The sequence below is a fragment of the Reyranella sp. genome, from assembly GCF_965227665.1.
Classification (GTDB): domain Bacteria; phylum Pseudomonadota; class Alphaproteobacteria; order Reyranellales; family Reyranellaceae; genus Reyranella.
Genome location: NZ_OZ245767.1, coordinates 2,143,389 through 2,160,000, shown reverse-complemented (window position 1 = coordinate 2,160,000; position 16,612 = coordinate 2,143,389). Strand labels below are relative to the sequence as shown.

General features: G+C 66.2%; 13 protein-coding genes and 2 rRNA genes (1 of these 15 running past the window's edge). 9 read left to right on the top strand and 6 right to left on the bottom strand.

The genetic code is table 11. From position 1 onward, the window contains the following. Both ACO07I_RS10465 and rrf read left to right on the top strand, forming a co-directional pair. Positions 1 to 2,369 (top strand): 23S ribosomal RNA (locus ACO07I_RS10465); it begins 361 nt to the left of the window's first position. An 80-nt stretch (positions 2,370 to 2,449) separates the two neighbouring features. Next, a 5S ribosomal RNA gene (rrf, locus tag ACO07I_RS10460) occupies positions 2,450 to 2,564 on the top strand. Positions 2,565 to 2,633: 69 nt separating this feature from the next. On the opposite strand, the gene ACO07I_RS10455 is transcribed toward rrf, so the two are convergent. From ACO07I_RS10455 to ACO07I_RS10435, 5 genes are all read right to left on the bottom strand, one after another. Next, entirely contained in the window at positions 2,634 to 3,062 is a 429-nt protein-coding gene (locus tag ACO07I_RS10455; protein ID WP_422016999.1) for a hypothetical protein, read from the bottom strand. A 50-nt stretch (positions 3,063 to 3,112) separates the two neighbouring features. Continuing rightward, a complete protein-coding gene (locus tag ACO07I_RS10450; protein WP_422016997.1) occupies positions 3,113 to 3,622 on the bottom strand; it encodes a hypothetical protein in 510 nt (169 codons plus the stop codon). A gap of 33 nt (positions 3,623 to 3,655) precedes the next feature. Then, positions 3,656 to 4,981 carry a hypothetical protein gene (locus ACO07I_RS10445; RefSeq protein ID WP_422016995.1) on the bottom strand — a complete coding sequence of 442 codons (1,326 nt, stop codon included), beginning with the start codon at positions 4,979 to 4,981 and terminating at the stop codon, positions 3,656 to 3,658. Next, positions 4,978 to 6,987 carry a vWA domain-containing protein gene (locus ACO07I_RS10440; RefSeq protein ID WP_422016993.1) on the bottom strand — a complete coding sequence of 670 codons (2,010 nt, stop codon included), beginning with the start codon at positions 6,985 to 6,987 and terminating at the stop codon, positions 4,978 to 4,980. The genes ACO07I_RS10445 and ACO07I_RS10440 overlap by 4 nt, the downstream gene beginning before the upstream one ends. A gap of 161 nt (positions 6,988 to 7,148) precedes the next feature. Further along, positions 7,149 to 8,129, bottom strand: coding sequence for a helix-turn-helix transcriptional regulator (locus ACO07I_RS10435; protein ID WP_422016991.1), 981 nt, complete (start codon positions 8,127 to 8,129; stop codon positions 7,149 to 7,151). A gap of 391 nt (positions 8,130 to 8,520) precedes the next feature. Between ACO07I_RS10435 and ACO07I_RS10430 the strand changes: the two genes are divergently transcribed. The 5 genes from ACO07I_RS10430 to cydC are packed head-to-tail and all read left to right on the top strand — an operon-like array spanning position 8,521 to position 15,011. After that, positions 8,521 to 10,107, top strand: a complete 1,587-nt coding sequence (locus ACO07I_RS10430) for a cytochrome ubiquinol oxidase subunit I (protein ID WP_422016989.1) — start codon at positions 8,521 to 8,523, stop codon at positions 10,105 to 10,107. Between the two features lie 12 nt (positions 10,108 to 10,119). Continuing rightward, on the top strand, positions 10,120 to 11,253 hold the full coding sequence (gene cydB / locus ACO07I_RS10425) for a cytochrome d ubiquinol oxidase subunit II (RefSeq protein ID WP_422016987.1): 1,134 nt from the start codon (positions 10,120 to 10,122) through the stop codon (positions 11,251 to 11,253). Between the two features lie 12 nt (positions 11,254 to 11,265). Beyond that, a complete protein-coding gene (locus tag ACO07I_RS10420; RefSeq protein ID WP_422016985.1) occupies positions 11,266 to 11,520 on the top strand; it encodes a hypothetical protein in 255 nt (84 codons plus the stop codon). 18 nt (positions 11,521 to 11,538) lie between these two features. After that, complete coding sequence (gene cydD / locus ACO07I_RS10415) at positions 11,539 to 13,305, top strand: thiol reductant ABC exporter subunit CydD (RefSeq protein ID WP_422016983.1); 1,767 nt, start codon at positions 11,539 to 11,541, stop codon at positions 13,303 to 13,305. Next, complete coding sequence (cydC, locus tag ACO07I_RS10410) at positions 13,302 to 15,011, top strand: thiol reductant ABC exporter subunit CydC (protein ID WP_422016981.1); 1,710 nt, start codon at positions 13,302 to 13,304, stop codon at positions 15,009 to 15,011. The genes cydD and cydC overlap by 4 nt, the downstream gene beginning before the upstream one ends. Here cydC and ACO07I_RS10405 read toward each other — a convergent pair. Further along, a complete protein-coding gene (locus ACO07I_RS10405) occupies positions 14,977 to 15,504 on the bottom strand; it encodes a TetR/AcrR family transcriptional regulator (RefSeq protein ID WP_422016979.1) in 528 nt (175 codons plus the stop codon). The genes cydC and ACO07I_RS10405 overlap by 35 nt on opposite strands. Before the next feature lie 156 nt (positions 15,505 to 15,660). Here ACO07I_RS10405 and ACO07I_RS10400 point away from each other — a divergent pair, with 156 nt between their 5' ends. Together ACO07I_RS10400 and ACO07I_RS10395 are read left to right on the top strand one after the other, a co-directional pair. Continuing rightward, a complete protein-coding gene (locus tag ACO07I_RS10400; RefSeq protein ID WP_422016977.1) occupies positions 15,661 to 15,918 on the top strand; it encodes a DUF1127 domain-containing protein in 258 nt (85 codons plus the stop codon). A gap of 24 nt (positions 15,919 to 15,942) precedes the next feature. After that, on the top strand, positions 15,943 to 16,563 hold the full coding sequence (locus ACO07I_RS10395) for a glutathione binding-like protein (protein ID WP_422016975.1): 621 nt from the start codon (positions 15,943 to 15,945) through the stop codon (positions 16,561 to 16,563). Positions 16,564 to 16,612: the final 49 nt, after the last annotated feature.

Sequence of the window (16,612 nt, the reverse complement as noted above, 5' to 3'; positions counted from 1 at the left end):
GCGGGACACGTGAAATCCTGTCTGAACACGGGGGGATCACCCTCCAAGCCTAAGTACTCCTCAGTGACCGATAGTGAACAAGTACCGTGAGGGAAAGGTGAAAAGCACCCCGACAAGGGGAGTGAAACAGACCTGAAACCGAACGCCTACAAACAGTCGGAGGCCGCAAGGCTAACGGCGTACCTTTTGTATAATGGGTCAGCGACTTACTCTGTGCAGCAAGCTTAAGCCGATAGGTGTAGGCGCAGCGAAAGCGAGTCTGAATAGGGCGCTTAGTTGCACGGAGTAGACCCGAAACCGGGTGATCTAGTCATGGGCAGGTTGAAGGTGCGGTAACACGCACTGGAGGACCGAACCGGTTACCGTTGCAAAGGTATCGGATGACCTGTGATTAGGGGTGAAAGGCCAACCAAACTCGGAAATAGCTGGTTCTCCGCGAAAACTATTTAGGTAGTGCGTCGTGTGATTACCGCCGGGGGTAGAGCACTGGATGGGCTAGGGGGATCCAAAGTCTTACCAAACCTAACCAAACTCCGAATACCGGCGAGTACAGCGCGGCAGACAGACGGCGGGTGCTAAGGTCCGTCGTCGAGAGGGAAACAGCCCAGACCGCCAGCTAAGGTCCCTAAGTCATGGCTAAGTGGGAAAGGATGTGGGAATTCCATAACAACCAGGAGGTTGGCTTAGAAGCAGCCATCCTTTAAAGAAAGCGTAATAGCTCACTGGTCTAATTAAGAAATCCTGCGCCGAAGATGTACCGGGGCTCAAGCCATGCACCGAAGCTGCGGACTCGAAAGAGTGGTAGCGGAGCGTTCCGTAAGCCTGCGAAGGGAGACCCGTGAGGGCTCCTGGAGGTATCGGAAGTGAGAATGCTGACATAAGTAGCGATAAAAAGCGTGAGAGACGCTTTCGCCGTAAGTCCAAGGGTTCCTGCGCAAGGTCAATCCGCGCAGGGTTAGCCGGCCCCTAAGTCGAGGGCGACAGCCGTAGACGATGGGAACCACGTCAATATTCGTGGGCCTGCTGGTGGTGACGGATCCGAAAAGTGGCCCGAGCTCGTTGGCGAATGCTCGGGCGGCCCAAGGGTTCCAGGAAATAGCCCCAGCGTATAGACCGTACCCTAAACCGACACAGGTGGACTGGTAGAGTATACCAAGGCGCTTGAGGGAACCATGTTGAAGGAACTAGGCAATTTACCCCCGTAACTTCGGGATAAGGGGGCCTCTGACGGTCTCGTCAGAGGGGCACAGACTAGGGGGTGGCGACTGTTTACCAAAAACACAGGGCTCTGCTAAGCCGTGAGGCGAAGTATAGGGTCTGACGCCTGCCCGGTGCCGGAAGGTTAAGAGGAGAGGTGCAAGCCTTGAATTGAAGCCCCGGTAAACGGCGGCCGTAACTATAACGGTCCTAAGGTAGCGAAATTCCTTGTCGGGTAAGTTCCGACCTGCACGAATGGCGTAACGACTTCCCCGCTGTCTCCAACATGGGCTCGGCGAAATTGAATTCCCCGTGAAGATGCGGGGTACCCGCAGTTAGACGGAAAGACCCCGTGCACCTTTACTACAACTTTGCAGTGGCATTAGAGAATGGATGTGTAGGATAGGCGGGAGCCTTTGAAACCTGGGCGCTAGCTCGGGTGGAGGCAACCTTGAAATACCGCCCTTTTGTTCTTTGATGTCTAACCGCGGTCTGTCATCCAGATCCGGGACCCTGCATGGTGGGTAGTTTGACTGGGGCGGTCGCCTCCCAAAGAGTAACGGAGGCGCGCGATGGTGGGCTCAGGCCGGTCGGAAATCGGCTGCTGAGTGCAATGGCACAAGCCCGCCTGACTGCGAGACTGACAAGTCGAGCAGGGACGAAAGTCGGCCATAGTGATCCGGTGGTTCCGCGTGAGTGGGCCATCGCTCAACGGATAAAAGGTACGCCGGGGATAACAGGCTGATACCACCCAAGCGTCCACAGCGACGGTGGTGTTTGGCACCTCGATGTCGACTCATCACATCCTGGGGCTGGAGCAGGTCCCAAGGGTTCGGCTGTTCGCCGATTAAAGTGGTACGTGAGTTGGGTTCAAAACGTCGTGAGACAGTTTGGTCCCTATCTGCTGTGGGTGTTCGAGACTTGAGAGGAGCCGTCCTTAGTACGAGAGGACCGGGATGGACTTACCTCTGGTGTACCGGTTATGGCGCCAGCCGTAGCGCCGGGTAGCTATGTAGTGAAGGGATAAACGCTGAAAGCATCTAAGCGTGAAACCCGCCTCAAAACTAGGTCTCGCTGAGAGTCGTGGTAGACCACCACGTTGATAGGCCGCATGTGCAAGTGCAGTGATGCATTCAGCTTAGCGGTACTAATAGCTCGATCGGCTTGACTTCATTCGTTCCGTGCAGCGGTCGACATCCGCTGCATGGCCTTGTGCACGACTTTAAGACCTCAATCCTTTGCGTTCGGACGATCCGGTGGCTCTAGCGAGAGGTGTACACCCGATCCCATTCCGAACTCGGACGTGAAAACTCTCAGCGCCAATGGTACTGTGTCTCAAGGCACGGGAGAGTAGGTCGCTGCCGGATCTTCCGAACGCTAAGGATATACATTCCGATCAAACGAATACGGCACGCGACCATAAACGCGAGCCAACTTCAAAACGCCGTCCTCGAAAGAGGGCGGCGTTTTGCGTTGCGCCGACGCATGCCTGCGAGAAGACGAGCTGAGAGCTGGGCGATCGTGAGGGCCAGCACCGCCGATAGCGCGAGCACCACCGGAAAGAGCAGCGGCAGGGCGCCATGGAGGCGGCCGGTGAGATGAAGCGGAGCGAGAAGGATCGTTCCCGTGATGCAGGCCAGGCCGGCCGCGACCAGAAGCCGGCCCACGGCCCGCCAACCCCTTCTCGCCAACGACCGGTCGAAGCGCCCGGCGAGAAAAGCGGGCGCGAAGCCCGCGACATAGGCCGGCGCCAGGGTGGCGAGGACCAGCGACACGCCGAGCGGCCGCGCTCCGAACACGACGAGGAGAAGGATCGCGGCGAGCGCTGGCGTGACCAGCGCGAGAAAGAGCGCGTGGAAAGGCATGACCTCGCCCGCGTGCTGCCGCCCCTCCATGTCTCGCCGCGCTTTTTCGCTTATGGCGCGGGCACCGTGACGCCGTCGTAGACGAGGATCGCCTCGGCACCGGACACGGCCGCTGTCTCCGAGAGAGGCAAGCCGCTCTTGTCGGCGATCAGGACGGTGATCTTCTCCCCGGTGGCATTTCCCGCCATCGGCGGGGGCGCGAATTCGTAGGCGGTGGCCGCCACGCCCGCCAACGACCGAGCACCGATCTTGCGGCAGTCGGTGACCGTTTCCGGCGATGGGGACGCGCGCTTCAGCACCGCGCGGGTCTTGTCGTCGATCGGGGTCTTGGACCATGTGTCCTTGGCTCCGACACGGCCGTAGAGCGCCGTGCCGGTTATGATAAATTCGACGGGCTCCGCCATGCCCGGTGTCTTGACCGTCTTCCTCACGGCAGGGGCCTTGGCCATCGCCGCATAGGCGTCGTAGATCTGCTGGCAATCGGAGGCCGCGTGCGCGCCGGGCGCGAGCATTGTCAGGAGGCCGGCAATCAAGGGCAGACAGTTGAGAGATCTGGTCATCGGTTCAAGATCCGTTCTGCAGGGGGTGAGGGGTCATTTTCCGATGCCCATGCCGGGCATGCCGATTCCGAGGCAGAAGGTGTTCTGCGCCTTGGCGCGATAGACACAGGACTCACCGCCGCCGACATCGGCGCGATAGCCGCCCACGAAGACGCCTTCGCCGCCGGGATTGCGGGCCACGACCGTGCCGCCCTCCGACTTGTCGCTCTTGGAGATGGTGGCGACGGCGTTGCCGGCCTGGTTGTAGACGACGGCCGCCCGCTCCTTGCCGACAAGGGCCGCGGCGCCGCTGCCGTCCGCCGCGAAGGACTGGACCAGCCCCGCGCCATCCGGCTCGCTCGTCAGGATGGCGGCTGCCTTGTCGCCGGCGCTGACGCTTACCAGTCCGGCGCCGCCCTTGGCGGGATTGGAACCGGCCGCCACGACCTGCTGGCCGACGTCCGAAAAGAGGCGGAGCGCCACGCCCTTTCCGGGCATGGCGCCGAGAGAGGCTGCGTTCTTGCCCGCCTTCTGGACCAGCAGCCCGAGATTGTCGGGCTTCGACGACAAAGCGAGGCCGCCGTCCGGGCCGCCCTGCAGGTTGAACGTGGCGGCGTTCGAAGGATCGGCATTGATGATCGCCAGCGACTTGCCGCCGGCCACCCGGATGAACCCGTTGTTGCCCTGGGATGCGTTCAGCTCGACGGCCGCTTCCGGCCCGTCGTTGAGCTGGAGCTTGGAGCCGCTGCCGCCGTCGGTCAGCATCAGCATCTTCTTCGACGCGGCCGAGAGCTGGATCAGGGCATTGTCCGCGCCGGTCGCCTTCATGACGATGGTGGCCTGTCCGTCGGTGCCCACGGTGACGCGACCGTCTTCGGCCACGGCGACCAGCGCCACACCCGCCGCGTTCACGACCTTGAACGGCGCCTTGAAGCTCCCCTGTTGCTCCTCGAGCCTGGCCACGCGCGCCTCGAGCGCCGCCAGCCGCTTGTCGTCGGTCGCGGGACCGGGCGTGCCGCCGGGCTGCCGGTTCTGCAATTCCTCCACGGCCTTCTTCAGGCTTGAGACCTGTTCTTCGAGCTTTTGGATCCGATCCTGGGAACTGCTCGCCACGTTCTGCGAATTCTTCGTCCATCGTTGTATCTGCCCGGTAATGGCCATGAGTTCCATGAACTGCGGGTAGTACGAGGCGACAGGCTCCAGGACCTCGGGTTCCGCAATCTTCAACACCAGCACCGGTTGCGAGCCAACATAGACTTCCGGGATGGCCTCCGCCTCGGGATCGGGTTCGGCAAGAGCGGGAACCGAAAGACAGAGCAGACCGAGAAGCATCAGGATGCGCATGGCGATCTCGCTGGTTGAAGGGCGGGGGACGTTCATTTGAGAGCAATCTCCTGCATGGCGCTTTCGCCCGGTTTCAATTCGACGACGGCCGTGCCGGCACGGCCCGTCTCGTCGGCTGCGGCGATCCGGTATCTGCCCGCCGGAAGAATGGCCGCGAAGTCACGCCGCGTTCCGCCCTCCAAGATCGGCTTTCCGGCAAAGGCTCCATCCGGCGTACCGGGGAAAAAGGAGATCACGACATTGAGCGGGGGCGGGGCATCGGCCGACGGCGCCGCCGAGACCGACAGTCGGCCGGCCGCGAGGTCGATGCGCTCGGCCGCCTTGGCCCCCGGCGCGACCGTGAGGCGTCGTGTTGTGCTGGCCCCGCCGGAAACCAACGTCACCTCCCATTCGCCCGGCGTCAGGACGAGGGCTGGGGACGCCTCCGCTTTGTTCTCCAGGGCTGGCCCGGCGTTCACGTCGCCGATGAGATTCACCGGACGCACCGTCCACGTAGCATCGCGCCAGTCGGTGAAGGGCGGGGCATCGGGGCCGAGCGCTCCGGTCAGCACGAGCTCGGCCGACGGCAGTTCCAGCCGCACGGTCGTGGTCTTGCCGGACTGGACCACCACGTCCTGGGTAAGTGTCGCGCCCGCGATGACGAGGTGCGCCTTGTAGGAGCCCGCCGCCACGAGGAAGGTCGGTCGGGCGATGGCCTCGGCCCGCAGCGGCGGCTGTCCGGCCTTCGCGGAGTCCAGCGACCAGGAAAGGCCGGCTCCGCTGTCGAGGGAGCGATCGGCTCGCGCCACGGCGGCCTCGAGCGTCACCTTGCCCAGATCGAGATCGAGCGTCGCCCGTACCGCCTTGCCGGCGGCGACGGCAATCTCCGTTCGGGCCGTGAAACCGCCGAGGGCGACCGCGACGTCGTAGCGCCCCGGCGCCAGCATCGCGGCGGGTGCCAGCACGGGATCGAGCTCGGCCGGAGCCTGCCCATCCTTCGGCACCAGCGTCCAGCTCGGGTCGCCTTTGAGATCGGTATCCTTGAGATCGAGCCCCTGCGCGGCGATGACCGCGAGGCTGGCCAGGCCGGCGGCGAGCGCGATGTCGTGCCGTTCGTCCGCCGTGCCCGCCACGGTCACATCTGATTCGGTGCGGGCATTGGCGATCGTGACGCGCACCTTGTAGGCGCCGGGAACCAGGTCCGGCGTCACCTCGGTTCCCTTGCCCTCGTAAACCGTCGCGCCACTTGCGGTCGCGACGGAGAAGAGAACAGGTCCGGGGACGGAAGTGCCGCCGACCGTGGCGCGCAGCGTCACCGGCTTGGGCGTGGGAGGCGGCGGCACGACGGGCTTTTCCACGGTCTGTGCCGGCGGCGCGGGAGCGACCGGTGGAGCCTCAGGCGGCGGCGGAGTCTCGACGAGCGTCTTCAGCGCCTGTTCCAGGCGCGTCGCATCGCGGGTTTCGATGGCGCGGCCGCCGCCCTTGTCGGCGATGCAGGCGAGCCTCTTCATCTCGCCGTCGGCCATGCCGAAGCCGACCACATGGAAGACCACCTTGGCATTCGCCCGCTTCAGCGCGTCGACCACGGCGCAGGGATCTTCGCGGCAATTTTCCAGCCCGTCGCTGACCAGCATCACGACGCCGCCATCTGCGGACAGCAGGCCGGCCGCGTGACGCAGGGCTGCGGAAAGGGGTGTCATTCCCGTGGGACGCAAGGCCGACAGGGATTTGCGGATGGCGGGCACGTCGACCGGTGCGATCTTCTGCAGGGTCTCGATGTCGGTGCAGTCGTCCTTGCGGCGATGCCCGTAGGCGACGAGTCCCGCCGGGCGCTTGGCGGAAAAGAGGGTCAGCGTGTCCAGCACCACGCGTCGCGCCGCGTCGAGGCGCGATTCGCGGCCGAGCGGTGTTGCCATGCTGCCGGAAGCGTCGAGCACCAGCACGACCGGGCGTTCGTCGCGGATGAAGGTCCTGTCGTCGGCTCTGACGGCGCCCACCGCGCCCGCGAGGAGGAGGGCAGCCAGGCCGGCGCGCAGCATGCTGCGGTACAGGCGACGGACCATCGCCTCTCCCTTGGCACTGCGATTCTGTGGCATGAGCCTTTGCCCCGTTGCCGGCCCGGTGTGTGCAGCCTCGACGCGTCAGACGTCGACGGCTCGACTCCCGTTATCATCCGCAGGACGGGGCGGCGTTCGGATTTCGTCAGATTCGCTTCCGGAATCCGTCAGTCGGGACTTCGTGAGGGGACGGCTGGACGGAACGCGCCGGGCTGCCGGTCGTATCGATCATGAAAGGCCTCGTAGAAGGCCGACAGGCTGTGGAAGCCGCACTCGAAGGCGACGGTCACGATCTTGCGATGGGACCGGCCGGGATCGGCCAGCATGGCGGCGGCCTTCTCGACGCGCGCCTCGCGGATCGAGCGCGCCACAGTCGTCTGCTTCCTCGCGAAGAGCTGTCGCACCGAGGAGGGCGAGAGGCCGAGGTGACGAGACACGTCGCGGTCGCCGAGCGCCGGATCGGCGAGATGGCGCGCGATGTAGGCCATCGCCCTCGCGTACCGGGCGTCGTCGAGCGCGCGGCCATCCTGCGCCTTTTCCCGGCCACGCCCATTCACGCCGAGCGCCAGCGCCGCGAGATCGCAGAGCTGGTCGCCGATCAGTCCGGCGAGCCGCGGGTCGGGCACGCCGCCCAGCGCGAGGAAGTTGCGGGCGTATGCGGCGAACAGCACGAGCGCGGCGCTCTCGGCCGGCAAGACGCGCAGAGTGAGATGATCGGGATCGGTAACGAGAGCCCCCAGCTTGGCGCGTGGCAAAGCCACCGCCATGACTTCGCCGTTGCTGTTGGCGCGTGCATGCAGCGGCGTGTCGGTCGTATGCAGGATCGCCGCGCCCGCCGGGGCGGAGCACTCGGCGTCGCGCTGGCGATAGCACAGCGTTTGTCCGGAGAGGGCAAAGGAGAGGATCACCAGGTCGAGCCCGTGCTGGTTCGACGACATGTCGAACCGGGTGGAGCCTCCCTGGAACCGCGTCGCGCATGCTTCCAGCAGCGAGATATTGGCAAACCTGCCGGGCGCGGTGCGGGGGCGCTCGTCATGGACGACATACCGATGGCCGATCAGCCTGCCATAGGCCTCATAGAGATCCCGGACGCTGGCCACGCTCTCGTCCGTGGACATCAGGACCGGTCCGCGAAGGGGTAGGGCCATGCTCGGATCTCTGCTGCTGGAATCCGGCGGAGTGTCGCGCGAAAACTCGCGTCCAGACAAGCCGACTGCATGGATGTGAGCGCGGGCGTCTGCGCGCCGGGCCTCGGTCTTCGCTCATCGGTCTGCAACTGAGACCCGCTCGCGGCTGACCGGGGCTGGCGTTCATGGCTCGAGCGACTGACGGCGGGGAACACGGCGTGGTTGCCGAGGCGTCGAGCGGCCGAGGTCGGGCATCGCTTGACGCGCATCAATGCGCTCGCACCACGGGCATCGCAGAAGAGGGCGCGCACGCGTCGATAGCGTCGCATGAACAATGTGGCCGGAAGTGGTATGTTACGTCGCGTCTGGCGAGTCTCTCCGGGCGCATAAGTAAGGGGGATGGGGGCTGTCGATGGTGAACGATCTCGTGGTGGACTTGTCGCGGGCGCAATTCGCTGCCACCGCCCTCTATCACTTCCTGTTCGTGCCGCTGACGCTCGGCCTCACCGTGCTGCTGGCGGTGATGGAGACCATCTATGTCACCACGGGCCGCGAGATCTACAAGCAGATGGCCCAGTTCTGGACCCGCCTGCTGCTGATCAACTTCGCCCTGGGCGTCGCGACCGGCCTCACCATGGAGTTCCAGTTCGGCACCAACTGGTCCTTCTATTCGAGCTTCGTCGGCGACACGTTCGGCGCGCCGCTGGCGATCGAGGGCCTGATGGCCTTCTTCCTGGAATCCACCTTCATCGGCCTGATGGTGTTCGGCTGGGACAGAATGTCCAAGGCCCAGCATCTCATCGTCACCTATGCCGTGGCGCTGGGCTCGAACTTCTCGGCGCTGTGGATCCTGGTGGCCAACAGCTTCATGCAGCATCCGCAGGGCGCTGAGTTCAATCCCATTACCATGCGCATGGAGCTGCAGAACTTCGGCGCGCTGTTCTTCAACTCCGATGCCCAGTCGAAGTTCGTCCATACTGTGCTGGCGGGCTACGTGACGGCGGCCATCTTCGTCTGTGGCATCAGCGCCTGGTACATGCTGAAGGGGCGCCATCTCGATCTCGCCCGTCGCTCGTTCCGTGTCGCCGCGGTGTTCGGCATGCTGGGCGGTGGCGGCGTCATCACACTGGGCGATGCGCTGGGCTATGTCGGCGCCAAGGTCCAGCCGACCAAGCTCGCCGCGATGGAGGCCCTGTGGACGGCCGAGAAGGCGCCGATGGCGTTCAACGCCATCGCCTTCCCGAACCAGGCCGAGCAGAAGAACTATTTCACGATCCAGATTCCCGCGATGCTGTCGATCCTGGTCACGCATTCTCTCGACGGCGTCGTGCCGGCGATCGACCAGCTCGAGGTCCAGGCGCAGGAGCGCATCCGCAACGGCATCCCGGCCGTGCAGGCAATGGAGAAGCTGAGCGCCAATCCGCGTGACGAGGCCGCGCTCGCCCAGTTCAAGGCGCACGGCAAGGATGTCGGCTACGGCTTCCTGGTGTTGCGCTACGCGCCCCAGGGCGACCTCTCGAAGATCACTGATGCCGACATCGTCCGCGCAGCGCGCGACACCATTCCGGACGTGTCGATCGTGTTCTGGTCCTTCCGCATCATGGTGGCCTTTGGCCTGCTGATGCTGGCCTACCTCGTGCTGGCGACGCTGATGACTCTCTCCAATCAGGTCGAGCGCCAGCGCTGGTTCCAGTGGGCCGCCCTGCTGATGGTGCCGGTGCCGTTCCTCGCCTGCGAGTTCGGCTGGCTGGTCGCCGAGGTCGGTCGCCAGCCCTGGACGGTGAACGAGATGCTGCCGACCTGGCTCTCGGCCTCGACCCACAGCGTCGCCTACATGGTGTTCTCGCTGTCGGGCTTCATCCTGCTCTACACCGCCTTCGCGATCGTAGAGATCTATCTGATGCTGTTGTTCATCCGGAAGGGACCGGAAGAGCACGGCACCGGCCATGCCCCAGCCGCCGGCCTGTCGCCGGCCGGCCGCCGGCTCGCAGCGTCGTAAGGGAGACGCATCATGGAAACCTACATGATTCTCCTGGTCGTCTGGTGGGTGCTGCTCGGCGTGCTGCTGACGGGCATCGGCGCCATGGTCGGCATGGACATGGGTGTCGGCACCATCCTGCGCTATGTCGGGCGTAGCGATGCGGAGCGGCGCGTGGCGCTGAACGTCATCGGGCCGCACTGGGACGGTAACCAGGTGTGGTTCATTCTGGGCGGCGGTGCGATCTTCGCGGCCTGGCCGCTGGTCTATGCGACCGCCTTCTCCGGTTTCTACATCGTCATGCTGCTGCTGCTCTGGAGCATGATCCTGCGGCCGCTGGGCTTCGAGTATCGCAGCAAGCTGCCGTCGCCTGCCTGGCGCGCCGTCTGGGATACGGCCCTGTTCCTCAGCGGCCTGTTGCCGATGGTGGTGTTCGGCGCGGCGATCGGCAATGTCCTGCAGGGGGTGCCGTTTCATTTCGACTGGCGCCTGACGTCCTTCTACACCGGCAGCTTCCTGTGGCTGTTCAATCCCTTTGCCGTGCTGTGCGGGCTGATGTCGGTCGCGCTCGCGGTCTACATGGGCGGGTCGTGCCTCGCCAGCGGCGCCGAGGATCCGATCGGCGCGCGCGCCCGGCGGGCCGCGATCGTGGGCGGCCTGGCCGCGCTCGTGATCTTCACGATCGCGGGCTTCTGGGTCTCGACCATGGAGGGCTTCAAGCTGGTGGCAGGCCCTGATCCCGGCGTGCCGCAGACGCCGCTGCACCAGCAGGTGACGCGCGTGCCCGGCGGCCTGCTCGCCAACTATGCCGCCCATCCGGCGCTGTGGCTGCTGCCGGCGCTGGTCTATGCCGGGCTGTTGCTGGGCGCGCTGGCGCACACGATCCGGCGGCCGATCCTCGCCTGGTGGCTGGGCGCTCTCGCCTGGATCGGCGTGATCGGCACGGTCGGGGCCGCCATGTTTCCCTTCATCATGCCGTCGTCGAGCAATCCCGCGCACAGCCTCACGGTCTGGAACTCCGGTTCGAGCCGCGTGACGCTGACCTGGATGGTGGGCTTCGTCGTGATCTTCATGCCGCTCATCATCTGGTACACGAGCTGGGCCTTCTGGGTGATGCGCGGCAAGGTGGGCGTGAAGCACGTCGAAACCTCGGACCACGCGTACTAGGGGAGGCCGGACATGTTCGTGCGCTACATCATCGCCATGACGCTTGCGGCATTGGCCATCCTGTTCGCCATCATCCTCGGCGATTACGGCCCCTGGTATCTCTCCTGGTTCCTCGGCACCGGCTTCATGGTGCTGGTTGCGGTCTCGGCCGGCGTGCTGTTCGAGGCGCAGGAGGATGCGGCCAAGGCGGCCCGCGGTCCTGGCCAATCGCTGGACGTCTCCAGCGCCGTCGACGCGCCCGCGACGGTGCAACGGCCCTCGCGCTGATCTGACGATCACCTTCCCATGACCGGGACCCCGGCGGACGCGCCCGGTCGTCGGCGCGCCGGTGTCGAGCGCTGGCTGCGCGCCGAGATCGCGCAAGCCGCGAAAAGCGGCGTGCGGCGCGCGATCGTACTGGGCACCCTCGCCGCGGCCCTCGCCGTGCCGCAGGCCTGGTTGCTGGCCCATGCCATCGCTCCCGTCGTCATAGAGAAAGCCTCCCTCTCGTCGGCGCTTCCGTGGCTGCTCCCGGTACTTGCGGTGCTGGGGCTGCGCTTCGGGCTCGCCACCGCCTCGGGGCGGGCGGGGATCGAGGCGGCTGGCCGGCTGAAGCGGCGCATCCGCTCGGTGCTGCTGCGCCATCTGGCGTCGCTTGGACCTGCAACCAACGCAGGCCGCAGCACGGGTGAGGCCGCGACCGTCGTGCTCGAAGGCGTCGACGCGCTCGACGCCTATGTGGCGCGCTTCCTCGCCCATCTCGGCGTGCTCGTCGTCCTGCCGCCGCTCGTGCTGGTCGTCGTCCTGCCGCGCGACTGGATATCGGGACTCGTGCTGCTGGTGACGGCGCCGGTCATTCCGGTGTTCATGATTCTACTGGGGCTCGGTGCCGATCAGCTGAACCGCCGGCAATGGCTGCGCCTGCTGCGCCTGTCCGGCCGGCTGCTCGACGGGCTGCAGCGCCTGACGACCTTGCGCCTGCTGAACGCCGGGGACCGCGAAGCCGAGCGCCTCGCGGAAGCGGCCGAGGATTATCGCCGCAGCACCATGGCCGTCCTGCGCGTCGCCTTCCTGTCGGCGCTCGCGCTCGAATTCTTCGCAACCGTCGGCATCGCCCTGGTCGCCGTGCTGATCGGCTTCCGGCTGCTCGACGGTGCGCTGGGCTTCGAGGCCGCGTTCTTCGTCCTGCTGCTGGCGCCCGAGTTCTATGCCCCGCTGCGCCAGCTCGGCCTCGACTATCACGCGCGCATGGAAGCCCTGGCGGCAGCCGAGCGCATCCTCGACCTGCAAGCGGAGACGCCGATGCCGGCCGGCGAGGCGCGGCCGGCCCTCGATGCGGACGTCACGATCGAATGCGAAGGCGTGAGCTTCGCCTGGGAGCCTGACAGGCCCGCCCTCCGGGACTTCTCGCTGCGCCTCGTGCCGGGCGAGATCGTGGCCCTGGTCGGGCCGAGCGGCGCGGGCAAGAGCACGTTGCTCTCGCTGCTGATGGGCTTTCTGTGTCCGCAGACAGGTCGGGTGCTCGTCAACGGCCACGACCTCGCCACCCTCGATCCCGCTCACTGGCTCGAGCATGTCGCTGTCGTGCCGCAGCGGCCGCACATGTTCGAGGGCAGCGTGCTCGACAACATCCGGCTGGGAAACCCCGACGCGAGTCTCGACAGTGTGCGCGTCGCGGCGCGGCTGGCTGCCGCCGACGCCTTCATCGCGGCCCTGCCGCAAGCCTATGACACGCCGCTCGGCGAGCATGGCGAGACGCTGTCGGGCGGCCAGGTCCAGCGCCTGGCGCTGGCGCGGGCCTTTCTCAAGGACAAGGCCCGCGTGCTGCTTCTCGACGAGGGCACGGCCGGGCTCGACCGCGGCACGGAAGCCTCGGTGGCCGATGCCATCCGTCGGCTTGCGGCGGGGCGCACCACGCTGATCGTCACCCATCGCCTCGCCACGGTGCATCTCGCCGACCGCGTCGTGTTCCTCGATGAGGGCTGCATCGTGGAGCAGGGGCCGCGCGCTGCGCTCCAGGCGGACGACGGTCGCTTCGCCCGCCTTCTGCGCGACGCAGGGCTCGCACCGTGAGTGGCCTCGCCCTTGTTCGCCGTCTGCTCGCGCTCGCCCGGCCGTGGCGGAGTTGGATGTTGCTCGCGGTCTTCGTCGCCTGCGCCACGGTGCTGGCGAGCGTGGCGCTGATGGGTGTCGCCGGCTGGTTCATCGCTGCCATGGCAATCGCCGGCGTCACGACCGGGATGATGAACTACTTCCTGCCGGCGGTGGGCATCCGCTTCTTTGCCATCGTGCGGACCGGCGGTCGCTATGGCGAGCGGCTGCTGAGCCACGAGGCTACCTTCCGACTCCTGGCCGGGCTGCGCCTCTGGCTGTTCCGCCGGCTCATTCTTCTGTCGCCGGGGCAGCTCCAGTCGCGGCGAGGTGGCGATCTGGCGGGCGGCCTGCAGGCCGACGTCGAGACGTTACAGCACGCCTATCTGCGACTGGCCTCGCCGATTGCCGTGGCGCTGGTGTGCAGCGTCTTGATCGTGCTGGTCGTGGCTGCCCTGCATCCGCCGACGGCGCTGGCGCTCGCCGTGCTGCTGATCGTTGCCGGCGGCATCGTGCCCGCGCTGGCGCGCCGCGCCGCCACGGTGCCCGGCGCGGAAGCGGTCGCCGCGCGCGCCGAGTTGCGCGTGAGGACGGTTGACCTTTTACAGGGCCTGACGGATCTGCGGGTTGCGGGCGCCGTCGAGCGTCACCTCACCTCGCTCGACGCTAGTGGCGAGCGCCTCGTCGACAGTCAGTCGCGCGCTTCGAACGCTGGAATGGTCGCCGAGGCGGCGGTCGGTCTTTCGGCCGGTCTGGCCTTGTGGTCGGCCGCCGTACTGGCGTCGGCGAGCGTCGCCGCGGGCGGTCTTCTGCCCGAGGTTGCGCCCGCCCTCGTTCCGGCGCTCGCCCTCGCGGCCCTCGCGGCCTTCGAAGCGGTGGCGCCGTTGCCGGGCGCCATGGAGCGCTGGGGTGAGGTGAGGGCCGCGGCCCGCCGCCTCTTCGATCTCGCCGATCGAACGCCCTCGATCGTTGCCGGGCCCGACCCGTCGCCCGTGCCGCGCGACGCGAGCGTTGTCTTCTCGTCGGTGCGATTGCGCTACGCGCCCGATTCGCCGCCCGCCCTGGACGGGCTCGATCTTGCGATTCCCGATGGCCGCCACGTCGCCATCCTGGGACCGAGCGGCGCTGGCAAGAGTTCGCTCGGCCGGCTGCTCGTGCGCTTCTGGGACTACGAAGGCGACATTCGGCTGGGCGGCCACGATCTGCGGAGCTATCGGCCGGACGACCTGCGCCGGATCGTCGGCATCGCCACCCAGGATGCGCAGCTCTTCAATGGCTCGGTGCGCGAGAATCTGCTCATGGCGACGCCGGACGCGGATACGACCGCGTTGGAGCAAGCGCTCGCGGTCGTGCAGCTCATCGAATTCGTGCAGGGCCTGCCAGACGGGATCGACACCTGGATCGGCGAGGCCGGGGCGCGCCTGTCCGCCGGCCAGGCCCGCCGGCTCGTGCTGGCCCGGGCGCTCCTTCGCGATCCCCGGATCCTGATCCTCGACGAGCCGACCGAGAATCTCGACGCCGGTACCGCCCGTCAGCTCATCGCCTCCCTGCGCGCCGCAACGGAAGGCCGCACGGTTATCCTTATCACCCACGATCCGCGGGCGGCCGCCGCGTTCACCGACGAGATCGTTCAGATGGAAAACGGGCGCATTTCTAGCGGCAGATCAGGGGGATCATCGAACGGGTGAAGGCTCGTAGTTCCGACGCGGGGACGCCGAGCCGCGCTCGGATGCCGGTGGCATACAGGATGGCGCCCGCCATGCTGGCGCGCTCGGCCGGCGAGGGCGCTGGCTTCAGGTCGCTGTTGACGAAACCCCGTTCGAACGCCCTCTCGAAGTCGGCGAGGATCGTATTGGCCGCGGCGCCGATCTCGGGGTGGCTGGGCGATTCGACGGTGGCGGTGCCGACGATGATGCAGCCCGGCGGCTTCGGCGGCTTCGTATAGATGTCGATCGCCCCCTTGTAGAGGCGTCCAAGACGTTGCTCGATCGGATCGGGCCCCGACAGCACCGCGTCCATCGCCTCGACGGTCCTCTGCCCGATGTGACGCAGCATGCCGATGTAGAGCTGCTCCTTGTCGCCGAAGGCCGCGTAGAGGCTTGGCCGGTTGAGGCCAGCGGCGGCGCAGAGCTCGTCGAGCGACGCGGCAGCGAACCCCTTGGCGAGGAACACGTCGCGCACCCGCTCCAATACCTCGCTGGTAATAAATCCGCGCGGCCGGCCGCGCGGACGCGGTTCCTTCACTATTTTTGTACTGTTCCGCATAATTATCCTTGACGCCGACCGCTCCGCGTATTTCTGTACCATTCAGTACATAAATACGAAAGCCGCTCCACCATGAGCCATTTACGCCCCGACCTCTTTCCGGTCGATCCCTTCACGGGAGATCCGGCCGTCCAGTCCGTGCGGGCGCGGCGCCTGCCCTTGCATCGCCGGCTCCTCGCCGTTTTCCGGCTGTGGCGTGACCGTGCGCGAACGCGGCACGCCCTCGCCGAGATCGATGCCCGCAGCCTGCGTGACGCCGGCATCGCCCCCGCCCAGGCCGCCTTCGAAGCCAGCCAGCCGTTCTGGCGCCGGCCCGGATCGCTTCGCTGATCGTTCAACCAAAGGAGACTGAAGATGGAGTTGTTCGCTTCGCCGATGGCCTGCTCGCTCGCCTCGCATATTGCCGTGATCGAGGCGAGCCTGCCGGTCAAAGTCCGCTTCGTCGAGAACAAGAAGACCGACGATGGTGGCGACTTCTTCGCCGTGTCGCCGTACGGCTACGTGCCGGCCCTCAAGCTCGATGACGGGCGGGTCCTCAACGAGGGCGCCTCGGTGCTGCAGTACCTGGCCGATCGCAAGCCGGATGCCGGTCTTGCCCCGGCCTGGGGCAGCGAAGAGCGCTACGAGCTGATCGACACGCTGCATTATCTCGGCACCGAGGTTCACAAGCGCGTCTTCTACAACATCTTCTCGACCACGGTGCCCACCGAGGCAAAGAGGGCCGCGATGGCCGCACTCGATCCGACGTTGGCGGCGATCGCGCGCCGCCTGGGTGATCGCAAAACCCTTGTCGGGAACAGATTCACCGTTGCAGACGCGTATCTCGTGACCTTGCTCAACTGGGCGGTCTTCCTGAAGGCCGACCTCGCGACGTGGCCAGCCCTGCAGGCCTATCATCGCAAACACCTGCAGCGGCCGTCCGTCGTCCGCGCGATGGGTGTCGAGATGGAAGAGCGCAAGCGGCGCGCGGCCTGATCGAGGAGGAGGCGGGCGGCCCCGGCCGCCCGTTTCACCCGTCGTGATT

Excerpts from the sequence above, each read along its gene's own strand:
- ACO07I_RS10455 (WP_422016999.1), bottom strand. The coding sequence starts at position 3,062 with ATGCCTTTCCACGCGCTCTTTCTCGCGCTGGTCACGCCAGCGCTCGCC.
- ACO07I_RS10450 (WP_422016997.1), bottom strand. The coding sequence starts at position 3,622 with ATGACCAGATCTCTCAACTGTCTGCCCTTGATTGCCGGCCTCCTGACA.
- ACO07I_RS10445 (WP_422016995.1), bottom strand. The coding sequence starts at position 4,981 with ATGAACGTCCCCCGCCCTTCAACCAGCGAGATCGCCATGCGCATCCTG.
- ACO07I_RS10440 (WP_422016993.1), bottom strand. The coding sequence starts at position 6,987 with ATGGTCCGTCGCCTGTACCGCAGCATGCTGCGCGCCGGCCTGGCTGCC.
- ACO07I_RS10435 (WP_422016991.1), bottom strand. The coding sequence starts at position 8,129 with ATGGCCCTACCCCTTCGCGGACCGGTCCTGATGTCCACGGACGAGAGC.
- ACO07I_RS10430 (WP_422016989.1), top strand. The coding sequence starts at position 8,521 with ATGGTGAACGATCTCGTGGTGGACTTGTCGCGGGCGCAATTCGCTGCC.
- cydB (WP_422016987.1), top strand. The coding sequence starts at position 10,120 with ATGGAAACCTACATGATTCTCCTGGTCGTCTGGTGGGTGCTGCTCGGC.
- ACO07I_RS10420 (WP_422016985.1), top strand. The coding sequence starts at position 11,266 with ATGTTCGTGCGCTACATCATCGCCATGACGCTTGCGGCATTGGCCATC.
- cydD (WP_422016983.1), top strand. The coding sequence starts at position 11,539 with ATGACCGGGACCCCGGCGGACGCGCCCGGTCGTCGGCGCGCCGGTGTC.
- ACO07I_RS10400 (WP_422016977.1), top strand. The coding sequence starts at position 15,661 with ATGAGCCATTTACGCCCCGACCTCTTTCCGGTCGATCCCTTCACGGGA.
- ACO07I_RS10395 (WP_422016975.1), top strand. The coding sequence starts at position 15,943 with ATGGAGTTGTTCGCTTCGCCGATGGCCTGCTCGCTCGCCTCGCATATT.